Consider the following 10272-nt stretch of genomic DNA (forward strand, 5'->3'; position numbering starts at 1 on the left):
CGACGTTGTTGTTCTTTGCCGGGTTGCGTGCCGAAGGCCCGGATTCCTCGGCGATCGAACAGACAGCGAGACTCGCGGCCACCGACGAGCCGGAACCGCCGCTGGAGCGGCCCGGACTGCGCTCGGTGTCATAGGGATTGCAGAGCACGCCGCCGAAACTGCTGCGATCGCCGCTGGCGTATTCGCCCATGTTGGCCTTGCCGATGATGATGGCGCCGGCCGCCCGCAGCCGCTTGACGAACTCCGCGTCCAGCGGCGGCCGATCGTCGGCGTAAGGCGCGTCGGCACCCGAGGTGGTGCGCAGATCGGCGGTGTCGTACTGGTCCTTCACCGAGATCGGAATGCCGTGCAGCGGGCCGACCAGCTTGCCGGTCGCAGCGAACTGCCGGTCGAGTTCGGCTGCGGCTTCGAGCGCGTCCGGCAGCGCCGGATCGGCATCGGCCTTGTCAGTCATGCTGCGCGCCTTGTGCGGGTTGAAGCCCCATTTCTTCAGCGCTGCCGGGCGCAGGTTGAGCGTGGCGTAGGCGTTGATCTGGCCGGCATTGGGAATTGTCTCGATCTTGCCGAGGACACCGTCCGGCTGCTTCACGCAGACGCCGTCGTAGGCCTTGATGCGCTTCAGATGCAGGTTCACCACCTCGGTGGCGGTGATCTGTTTGGCCAGGATCGCCTTCTGAATATCGGCGATGGTCGCTTCCTCGACGGCGAAACTCGCTGCGGCCAGCGTCGGCAGGCTGGACAGCGCGGAGAGGGCGAAGGCGAGACGGAACAGGCGCATGGCGTCGTCTTGAAGAGCGGGATGCTCTTAAGACGAGTTGGGTGTGTTTACCCCTACCCGGCGACCACCCGCAGCGCTGCAACCTCGTCCGCGGTCAGATGCCGCCAGGTACCCTTGGCGAGATCACCGAGCGCAAGCGAGCCGATCGACACCCGCAGCAGCCGCAGCACATCAAAGCCGAGCACTTCGAGCAGCCGGCGGATGTGCCGGTTGCGGCCTTCGTCGAGGACGATCTCGAGCCAGCAGTTGCGTTCGCCCGAGCGCAGCAGAGTCGCGCTGACTGCCGACAGACGCTCACTGCCATCAATCACGCCGGCGACCATCGCCGCCAGTGCCGCCGCATCCGGCAGGCCGTTGATCTGCACGTGATAGGTCTTGACCAAGCTCCCCGCAGGCTCGGTGATGCCAGCCGCCCAGACCGTATCGTTCGACAGCAGCAGCAGCCCTTCGCTGGCCTTGTCGAGCCGGCCGACCGGACCGAGCCAGGGCAGGCCGGCGTCGGCGATCAGGCTGTAGACGGTGTCGCGGCCTCGTTCATCGGCGGCACTGACGACGATGCCGCGCGGCTTGTTGACGGCGATGTAGAGCTTGGCGGCGGCCTGCACGTCGACGCCGTCGAGCGCGATCCGTTCGCGCTGGGCATCGCTCGGCCGTTCGGGATTGCGTTCGATGCGGCCGCCGACGGTGACTCGTCCGGCCTTGATCGCGATCTCCGCCTGGCTGCGCGAGCAGACGCCGAGTTTCGACAGCACGCGGGCCAGGCCGTGGCGTGGTGGCTGCGGTGCGGACTTCGGGGTCGGGCGAGAAGACTTCATGGCGCGAAGCCTAACAAGCACTGCTCAGGGCCTCTTGAAGCGCGATAGAAATTTCATGCTGATCAGCGTCTTGCGAAATTTTCCGGAAAATTTTCGCGCGGCCTGTCGATTTTCGTCTGGCTGCTTCGTCGTTGTCTTGAAGGCCCGGAACAATCCGGGCAGATGACTGACACGAACAGGAGAACTTCAATGCGCTTCATGGTGATCATCAAAGCCGATGCCAATTCGGAAGCCGGCGTGATGCCGGACGAGAAACTGCTGACCGAGATGGGCAAGTTCAACGAAGAGCTGGTCAAGGCCGGCGTGATGCTCGCCGGTGAAGGCCTGCATCCCAGCTCGAAGGGCGCGCGGGTCCGTTTCGCGGGTGCCAAGCGCACCGTCATCGATGGCCCGTTCGCGGAAACCAAGGAGCTGATCGCCGGCTTCTGGCTGTGGGAGCTGCGCTCGATGCAGGAAGCGATCGAATGGCTGAAGCGCTGCCCTTGTCCGATGATCGGCGAGTCGGAAGTCGAGATTCGCCAGGTGTTCGAGGCCTCCGATTTCGGCGAGGCGTTCACGCCGGAACTGCAGGAACAGGAAGCGCGCCTGCGCGCCCAGATCGAAGCGCAGCACTGATTCAAACCTACCCAACCATCAACGGAGCAAGACCATGCGCATCAATCCCTATCTGAGCTTCAAAGGCCAGTGCCGCGAAGCCTTCGAGTTCTATGCGAAAACCTTCCACGGCGAGATCGCGATGATCATGAGCCAGGGCGAATCGCCGATGGCCGCCGAGTTGCCGGCCGAAAGCCGCGACGCGATCATGCATGCCCAGTTGCACGTCGGCGATCAGGTGCTGATGGGCGCCGATGCCGTCGAAAGTTGCGGCCCGTCGCAAGGCAATGGCTGCGTGACCATCACCGTCGACAGCATCGACGAAGCGGAACGCCTGTTCGCCGCCTTGAGTGCCGGCGGCACGGTGTTCATGCCGATCGCGGAAACGTTCTGGGCGCAGCGCTTCGGCATGGCCACCGATCGTTTCGGCACGCCGTGGATGATCAACTGCCTGAAGCCGATGCCCTGAGCGCTGTATCCCCAGGAGACTCACCGATGATCGATATCCCCACCGTCGCAGACAGCCCGGCCCAGGCCACGGCGATGATCGCGCTGAACATCCCGCGCGACGAGATTCGCAGCTGCATGGGGCCGGCGATCCAGGAAGTGTTCGCCGTGCTCGGTGCGCAGGGCCTGCGTCCGGTCGGTCCCTGGTTCTGCTACCACCATCGGCTTGACCCGACGCGTTTCGATTTCGAGGTGAGCGTGCCGGTCGACGGTGTGGTCACTGCCAGTGGCCGGGTGCAGCCAGGCATGCGGCCGGTGGCGACGGTCGCCCGTACGGTGATGCACGGCGCTTACGAACAGCTGCACACGGCCTGGCCGGCGCTCGATGCCTGGGTGAACGAGCAGGGCCTGATCATGCGTGGTGATTTCTGGGAGATCTACACGATCGGCCCGGAATCCAGTGCCGATCCCGTCAGCTGGCGCACCGAGCTGAACCGGGCGCTGATCCCCAACTAGACACCCCGCAAGCTCATGACCGCTCCACTCGAAGGAGCCCGCCGCTGGCGGGCCTTGTACATGCTCTGCCTCGGCGTGCTGATGATCGTGCTCGACACGACCATCGTCACCGTCGCGCTGCCGTCGATGAAAGCTGATCTCGGCTTCTCCGAGACCTCGCTGGTCTGGGTGGTCAACGCCTACATGCTGAGCTTCGGCGGCTTCCTGCTGCTCGGCGGGCGGCTTGGCGATCTCTACGGCCACCGGCGGCTGTTCCTGTCCGGTCTGGTGCTGTTCACTGCGGCTTCGCTGGCCTGCGGGCTGGCCGGCTCGCAGCTGATGCTGGTTGCCGCCAGAGCGGTGCAGGGCCTTGGTGGCGCGGTGGTCACCGCGGTGGCGCTGTCCTTGATCATGAATCTGTTCACCGAAGACGGTGAACGCGCGAAAGCGATGGGCATCTACGGCTTCGTCTGCGCCGCGGGTGGCAGCATCGGCGCGCTGCTCGGCGGGGTGCTGACCACGGGCCTGAGCTGGCACTGGGTGTTTCTGGTCAACCTGCCGATCGGTGTCTTCGTCTACATCGGCTGCGGGCGTCTGCTGCCGCATGCGGCGGACGATGTCGGCGCTGGCCAGCAGCTGGACTGGGCCGGCGCAGTGACGATCACCAGTTCGCTGATGCTCGCGGTCTACGCCGTGGTCGGCGGCAATGAAGCCGGCTGGCGATCGACGCAAACCTTGTCCCTGCTCGGTATCGCTGCGCTGCTGTTCATCGCCTTCCTGATCATCGAATCGCGGGTTCGCCAGCCGCTGATGCCGCTGTCGCTATTCCGCCATCGCAACATCGCGGTGGCCAATGTCGTCGCCGTGCTGTGGTCGGCGGCGATGTTCGCCTGGTTCGTGATCTCGGCGCTGTATCTGCAGCTGGTGCTGAACTACGAAGCGCTCGATGTCGGCCTCGCCTTCGTGCCGGCGGACTTGATCATGGCGGCGTTCTCGCTGGGGCTGTCGGCGCGCATCGTCGTCCGCTATGGCCTGCGCAGCCCGATGTGGGTCGGCCTGCTGCTGGCGGCAATCGGCCTGGCGCTGTTCGCCCGGGCGCCGCTCGATGGCCATTTCCTGATCGACGTGCTGCCGGGCATGTTGCTGCTCGGCCTCGGTGCCGGCCTGGCCTTCAATCCGCTGCTGCTGGCGGCGATGAACGATGTGCCGCCGTCCGATGCCGGGCTGGCGTCCGGCGTGGTCAACACCGCGTTCATGATGGGCGGCGCGCTCGGTCTCGCGGTGCTGGCCAGCCTCGCCGATGGCGAGACCCGGAAGGCGATCTCCGCCGGTGTCGAACCGATCGCTGCCCTGGCTGCCGGCCACCGGCTGGCGTTCGTCTGGGGTACTGGTTTCGCGCTGCTGGCAGCCTTGGTCGGCGGTGTGCTGCTGCGGCCAAAGATGGCGCCGTCGCCGGAAGGCGCGGCGGCCGGCCTTGTGCACTGATGTCGGCACCGATTCAAGTCTCGGCAAAGGCAGCAGTCGCCGAGCGCATCGCGGCGATCTGGCGCATCGAATCAGGTCGGCTGATTGCTGCGCTGGTCAGGATGGTGCGTGATGTCGGGCTCGCCGAAGACCTCGCCCAGGACGCGCTGCTCGCCGCGCTCGAACAATGGCCGGAAGGCGGTGTGCCGGACAATCCGGGAGCCTGGCTGATGACCACGGCCAAGCATCGGGCGATCGATCGCCTGCGCCGCGACATCCTTCATCGCGAGCGGGCCGGTTCGCTGGCCGCCGAGATCGAGACCCAGCTGCGCGATGCCCAGGAGCAGCCGGATGCTGATGCGGCATCTGGCGAAACGGTCGGCGACGATCTGCTGCGGCTGATCTTCATCGCCTGCCATCCGGTGCTGTCGCCGGAAGCGCGGGTGGCACTGACGCTGCGCCTGCTCGGCGGCCTGAGTACCGACGAAATCGCCCGCGCCTTCCTGGTGCCGGAGCCGACCATCGCCCAGCGCATCGTCCGCGCCAAGCGCACGCTCGGCGAACGGCAGATTGCCTTCGAGCTGCCCGATGCCGAAGCGCTGGCCGCGCGTCTCGATTCGGTGCTCGGCGTCATCTACCTGATCTTCAACGAAGGCTATGCGGCCACCGCCGGTGCCGACTGGCTGCGCCCGGCGCTGTGCGAGGAAGCGCTGCGCCTGGGCCGCATCCTGGCTGGCCTGGCGCCGCGCATCGCCGAGGTGCACGGCCTGCTGGCGCTGATGGAAATCCAGGCCTCGCGTTTGCGCGCCCGCACCAGCCCGGAAGGCGAGCCGATCCTGCTGCCGGATCAGGATCGCGCCCGCTGGGATCGGCTGCTGATCGGCCGCGGCCTGGCGGCGCTGGCCACGGCCGAGAAGCTGGCCGAGCGCCGCAGCAGCTACACCTTGCAGGCCGCAATCGCCGCCTGCCACGCACGCGCCGCCACCGCGGCAGCCACCGACTGGCCGCGCATCGTCGGGCTCTACGACGAATTGCTGGGACTGATGCCGTCGCCGGTCGTGGCACTGAATCGGGCGGTCGCCGTCGGCATGGCCGAAGGGCCGGCGGCCGGATTGGCCGAGGTCGATGAACTGGTTGCCCTGGCCAGCCTCGCGGCCTATCCCTGGCTGCCCAGCGTGCGCGGCGATCTGCTCGCCAGGCTCGGCCGGCATCGCGAGGCCGAAGCCGAATTCCTGCGCGCCGCGACCCTGACCCAGAACGAACGCGAACAACGTTTCCTGCGCAAGCGAGCCGCCAAAAGCGCGGCGTCATGACGGCGCCGCGTCAGCGCCTTAGCATTCGCAATCCCCAGTCCATCAGCGAAACAAGACCGCCATGTCCTACGCCCTGCTGATTCTCGAAGAACGAGCCCGCCGCACGCGCCGCAGCCGCCAGGATGCGATGACCGAATACGACGCCATGCAGAGCTTCGGTGCTGGCCTTGCCGTGCGCGGCATTCTCAAGAGCGGCGAGGCACTGAAGCCGGATGCCGAGGGCGTTCGGATCAGTGCGCGCGGAGGCCGGGCGCTGGTGCTCGACGGGCCGTTCGCGGAATCGAAGGAAATGATCGGCGGCTTCTTCCTGCTCGATGTCGCCAGCCGTGCCGAAGCGATCGCCATCGCCGCCGAATGTCCGGCTACCGCCTGGGCGACGGTCGAAGTCCGCGAGATCGGCACCTGCCACGATCAGTAGAACCAGCGCGCAACGAAAAGAGGCCGCGCAAGGCGGCCTCTTTTTGCAGCAGCTCGGCGATTTAGCAGAGGCCGAGGAAGGCCAGCAGGCAGCCGCCAGTCGTGCCGCCCGTGCTGCCACCGGTGGTTCCGCCCGTGGTGCCGCCCGGGAGACCACCGCCGGTCAGCGGGGCGAGCAGCGAGCTCAGCAGGGTCTGCAGCGGGCCGGTGGCGGTGGCCAGCGGCGAGGTGCCGGCGCTGCCGGTCAGGCCGGTCGGCAGCAGCGAGGTCAGCTGGGTGACCAGGCCGGTCAGCGCGGCGAAGCCGGTGCCGCCCAGCGGGTTTGCCGGCAGCGGCGTGGTCGGGCTGGTGCCGAGGCCGCCAGTCAGGCTGGCAATCGCCGCCTGCAGCGTGGCGAGGACATCGGTCGGTGCACCGGCACCGGCTTCGCCCTGCAGCGAATCGACCGGCAGCACCAGAGTCAGCACGTCGTTCAGCGCGTTCTGGGCCAGCGTCTGGAAGGCAGCGGCCAGCGTCGGCACCGAGGCGCCGGTGGCGGCGAGGTTGGTCAGCGCCACCAGCTGGTCCAGCGTGTTGCCGACCGTCACCAGCGTGCCGCCGACCACCGGAGCCGCCAGGGCTTCCGGCGGCAGCTGGGTGAGGGCGGAGTCATAGGCGGTGGCAAGCTGGGCGACGATGGTCGCCAGCTGGGTGGCACCGATCTGCGGGAGCGTGCCATTGGTGCCGGCTGCGAGCTGCTGCATGGCGGCGGTCAGCACCGGCAGCAGGGCGTCGCCGATCGGGGCCAGCGGCGTGCCGGCCAGCGGGTTGGTGGTGGGCACCGGCGTGCTGCCGGTGCTGCCGCCGAGGCAGGTCACCGAGCCGCTCAGCGAACCGAGCAGGCCGGACAGATTGCCGACCAGTGCGGTCAGCGCGCCCTGGGCCGCAGCCGGCGCGGTGCTGACCAGAGTCGACGGCGAAGCCAGGCCGTTGGCGATGGCGTCGCCGATGTCGAGCAGGTTGCGGGTGACGATCGAGTTGCCGCACAGCAGCACGCCCTGCAGCGGCGTGCCGGCCGTGGCGGTGACCAGCGGCGCGATCACGGTATCGGTGACCGCGGTCTGCACGGTGTCGAGCGGGCCGGCAACCGCGGCCGGGGCCGGGGTCGTCGTGCCGCCGGGCGTGGAGCCGCCACCGCCGGTGCTGCTATCGGTGCCGCTGCTGCCACCGCCGCCGCAGGCAGTGACGAGAACGGCAGCAATGGCGAGGGCGCAGCTGGTTTTCTTGAGCATGATTTTCTCCACACACCAGGGTTATAGGACGCTTCGTTTCGGCCGGAACGCGGTGAGCGGCTCTCGGCGATGGGCGGACTTTAGGAACCGCTCTCATGGTCAAAATTGCCCAACCGATGGGCGGCGACGAAAGCGCCGGCAAGCGGCGGACGGAATATCGGAGGTCAGGACAGGCGGTCGTCTGCAGGGGACGAACGTCATCGCAAATTTTCCTGCGCGCAAATGGTGCAGTGCGTGCCCGATGACCTGCGAAGCGACCGCACAAACACGTTCATCTTCGACGTGTCGCGGTGTGCCGTTCGGCAAATCACAGACAAAAAAAGAGGCCGCACCAGGCGGCCTCTCTTCACAGCTTGCGAGGGATCAGCAAAGGCCGAGGATGGCCAGCAGGCAGCCGCCGCCGGTGATCGGCGCCAGCAGCGAGCCGAGCAAGGTCTGCAGCGGGCCCGTGGCGGCGGCCAGCGGCGTGGTGCCGGCGGTACCGGCGAGGCCGGCCGGCAAGGCCGCGGTCAGCTGGCTGATGATGTCCGGCAGCACCGCGAAGCTGGCCGCGTTGAGCGGATTGGCCGGCAGTGTAGTGGTCGGGCTGGTGGCGAGGCCGCCGGTCAGCGAAGCCACGGCGGCCTGCAAGGTGGTGACCAGATTGGTCGAGGCGCCGCTGCCTGCGGCGGTCTGCAGCGAGCCGACCGGTAGCACCAGGGTCAGCAGGTCATCCAGCGCACCAGTGGCCAGCGCCTGAAATGAAGCCGCCAGTACGGCAGGAGCGGCGCCGGACGCGGCCTGGCTCGTCAGGGTTTCGAGGCCGCTCAGGGAATTGCCGATGGTGGTCAGCGTGCCACCGAGCACCGGCGCGGCCAGCGCTTCGGCCGGGATCTGGGTCAGCGCCATGCTGTAAGCATCGGACAGCTGGGCGACGATGGTCGCCAGCTGGGTGGCGCCGATCTGCGGCGCAGTGCCGCTGGACGAGGCGGTGAGCTGCTGCGAGGCGGCGGTCAGCGCTGGCAGCAGGGCATCGCCGAGCGGCGCCAGCGGCGTGCCGGCCAGCGGGTTGGTGGTCGGCACCGCGATGTCGCCAGCGCTGCCGCCGAAGCAGGTGGTGGCCCCGGTTAGCGAGCCGAGCAGGCCGGACAGATTGCCGACCAGCGCGGTCAGTGCGCCCTGGGCGGCGGTCGGTGCGGTGCTGACCAGTGTCGACGGCGACATCAGCCCGTTGGCGTAGGCGTCAGCGATATCGAGCACGTTACGGGTGACGATCGAATTGCCGCAGGCCAGAACGCCCTGCAGCGGTGTGCCGACCGTGGCTTCCACCAGTGGCGCGAACACCGAGTTGGCGACGGCGTCCTGCGCTGGATCCAGCGGGCCGGCGACGGCCGGTGCGGTGCTCGACGTGCCGCCTGGGGCAGTCGAATCGTTCCCGCCACCGCTACCGCCGCCGCAGGCAACCAGCGTGATCGTGGCAAAGGCAAGGGCGTAGCGGGTCTTGTTGAGCATGTTGGTCTCCACGGGGTAGCGATCGGGATGCGGCGATTGCTGCCGTGACAGCCCCTGAGGCGCACGGCGTTGAACGGACTCTAGAAATCCGTTTGCCGGCAAAAATGCGGCACCGATGGACGGCAGATAAGCCGCGCGTCGACGGCCTGAATCGGTGCGCGGGCAGGGATCAGCGGTAGCGCACGGCAGACAAGCGACAGCGCCGTCAGGCGCTGCGCGCAAATGGTGCACTGCGTGCTCGAAGCCGGATCGCGGAATGCGCGTCCGGGGTGCAGCGCTCAGGGCCGGTTGCGGCCCAGCTGGTCGTGGCTCGACACCCAGTCGCCGGCCAGGATCGCACTGCTCAAGCTGGTTTCGCCGGCGAGCACGGTCGCCGCACAGATCTCGGCGAACTTGTCGGCGCCGCCCTGGCCATAGCAGCCGAGCATCTCCAGGCATTCGCGCTGGGTGGCCAGGCCGGTGCCGCCGCCGTAGGTCGCGCAGATCAGCGAGGTCAGGGTGATCGACCAGTAGTAGTCGCCGTTGTCGAGCAACTGGCAGTAGGTGATCGCGGCATGCGATTCGGCGACGTTGGCGACATCCTGCCCGGTGGCGATGAACAGCGCGGTGATGCCGTTCGCCGAATGGGCGGCGTTGTTCGACGAGCCGGCCATGAAGGCGCCGGCCTGGGAAATCTGCCGGGCGTGGAACAACTGCTTGCCGGTGACGCCCATCAGCGGCTTGAGGATCGCGTCCTTCAAGGTGATTTCGGCGACCACGCGTTTGCCGCGGGTCAGCAGCGTGTTGATCTGCGAGTGCTTCTTGTCGGTGTCGATGTTGCCGGACAGGATGAAGTTCGGATGATCCGGATGCTCGCTCTGAATCCACTGGCAGGCGGCCAGGGTCGCCTTGCCGACCATGTTCTGGCCGGCCGCATAGCCGGTCGAATAGTTGAAGCGCAGCTAGCGCAGATTGCCGAGCGCGTACTGGCCGATGACCTGCAGCTTGCCGACTCTGGTGGTGGCTTCAGCCACGGTACGAATGCGGTCGAGGTGGGTCTCGATCCACTCGCCGAATGCGCGTGCCGCCAGCGCATCCTCGAACATGAACACCGGCGAGCGCTGCATGTGCTGCTCGACCACCGTGGTCTTCACACCGCCGCATTCGCTGAGCAGCCGCATGCCGCGGTTGTAGCTTGCGACCAGGGT

Annotated in this window: 10 protein-coding genes and 1 pseudogene; 6 read left to right on the top strand and 5 right to left on the bottom strand. The window is 67.6% G+C overall.

Annotated elements, in window-relative coordinates; all coding sequences use genetic code 11:
* Together Q0D45_RS13755 and Q0D45_RS13760 are read right to left on the bottom strand one after the other, a co-directional pair.
* The coding region (locus Q0D45_RS13755) for an amidase family protein (protein ID WP_293393785.1) at positions 1-778 on the bottom strand (778 nt) is incomplete at its 3' end.
* A 53-nt stretch (positions 779-831) separates the two neighbouring features.
* Complete coding sequence (locus Q0D45_RS13760; protein ID WP_293393787.1) at positions 832-1593, bottom strand: pseudouridine synthase; 762 nt, start codon at positions 1591-1593, stop codon at positions 832-834.
* 189 nt (positions 1594-1782) lie between these two features.
* On the opposite strand from Q0D45_RS13760, the gene Q0D45_RS13765 reads away from it, so the two are divergent.
* The 6 genes from Q0D45_RS13765 to Q0D45_RS13790 all read left to right on the top strand — a co-directional run bounded on the left by Q0D45_RS13765 (position 1783) and on the right by Q0D45_RS13790 (position 6324).
* Positions 1783-2208, top strand: a complete 426-nt coding sequence (locus tag Q0D45_RS13765; protein ID WP_293393788.1) for a YciI family protein — start codon at positions 1783-1785, stop codon at positions 2206-2208.
* 34 nt (positions 2209-2242) lie between these two features.
* Positions 2243-2656 (top strand): VOC family protein, encoded by a 414-nt coding sequence (locus Q0D45_RS13770; protein ID WP_293393790.1) that lies wholly within the window; start codon positions 2243-2245, stop codon positions 2654-2656.
* Positions 2657-2682: 26 nt separating this feature from the next.
* On the top strand, positions 2683-3150 hold the full coding sequence (locus Q0D45_RS13775; RefSeq protein WP_293393791.1) for a GyrI-like domain-containing protein: 468 nt from the start codon (positions 2683-2685) through the stop codon (positions 3148-3150).
* Between the two features lie 15 nt (positions 3151-3165).
* Positions 3166-4614: a DHA2 family efflux MFS transporter permease subunit gene (locus tag Q0D45_RS13780; RefSeq protein WP_293393793.1), complete on the top strand. Its 1449-nt coding sequence runs from the start codon at positions 3166-3168 to the stop codon at positions 4612-4614.
* Positions 4614-5906, top strand: coding sequence for a sigma-70 family RNA polymerase sigma factor (locus Q0D45_RS13785; RefSeq protein ID WP_293393795.1), 1293 nt, complete (start codon positions 4614-4616; stop codon positions 5904-5906). Before Q0D45_RS13780 ends, Q0D45_RS13785 begins: the two co-directional genes overlap by 1 nt.
* Positions 5907-5967: 61 nt before the next feature.
* A complete protein-coding gene (locus Q0D45_RS13790) occupies positions 5968-6324 on the top strand; it encodes a YciI family protein (RefSeq protein ID WP_293393797.1) in 357 nt (118 codons plus the stop codon).
* Positions 6325-6385: 61 nt separating this feature from the next.
* Here the strand turns inward: Q0D45_RS13790 and Q0D45_RS13795 are convergent, their stop codons facing one another.
* The 3 genes and pseudogenes from Q0D45_RS13795 to Q0D45_RS13805 form a co-directional block, all read right to left on the bottom strand.
* Positions 6386-7594, bottom strand: coding sequence for a hypothetical protein (locus Q0D45_RS13795; RefSeq protein ID WP_293393799.1), 1209 nt, complete (start codon positions 7592-7594; stop codon positions 6386-6388).
* Positions 7595-7957: 363 nt separating this feature from the next.
* Positions 7958-9085, bottom strand: a complete 1128-nt coding sequence (locus Q0D45_RS13800) for a hypothetical protein (RefSeq protein ID WP_293393801.1) — start codon at positions 9083-9085, stop codon at positions 7958-7960.
* 278 nt (positions 9086-9363) lie between these two features.
* Positions 9364-10272, bottom strand: a pseudogene (locus Q0D45_RS13805) (hydroxymethylglutaryl-CoA reductase); the annotation flags it as partial.

The sequence above is a fragment of the Nevskia sp. genome (genome assembly GCF_023266035.1).
Taxonomy (GTDB): domain Bacteria; phylum Pseudomonadota; class Gammaproteobacteria; order Nevskiales; family Nevskiaceae; genus Nevskia.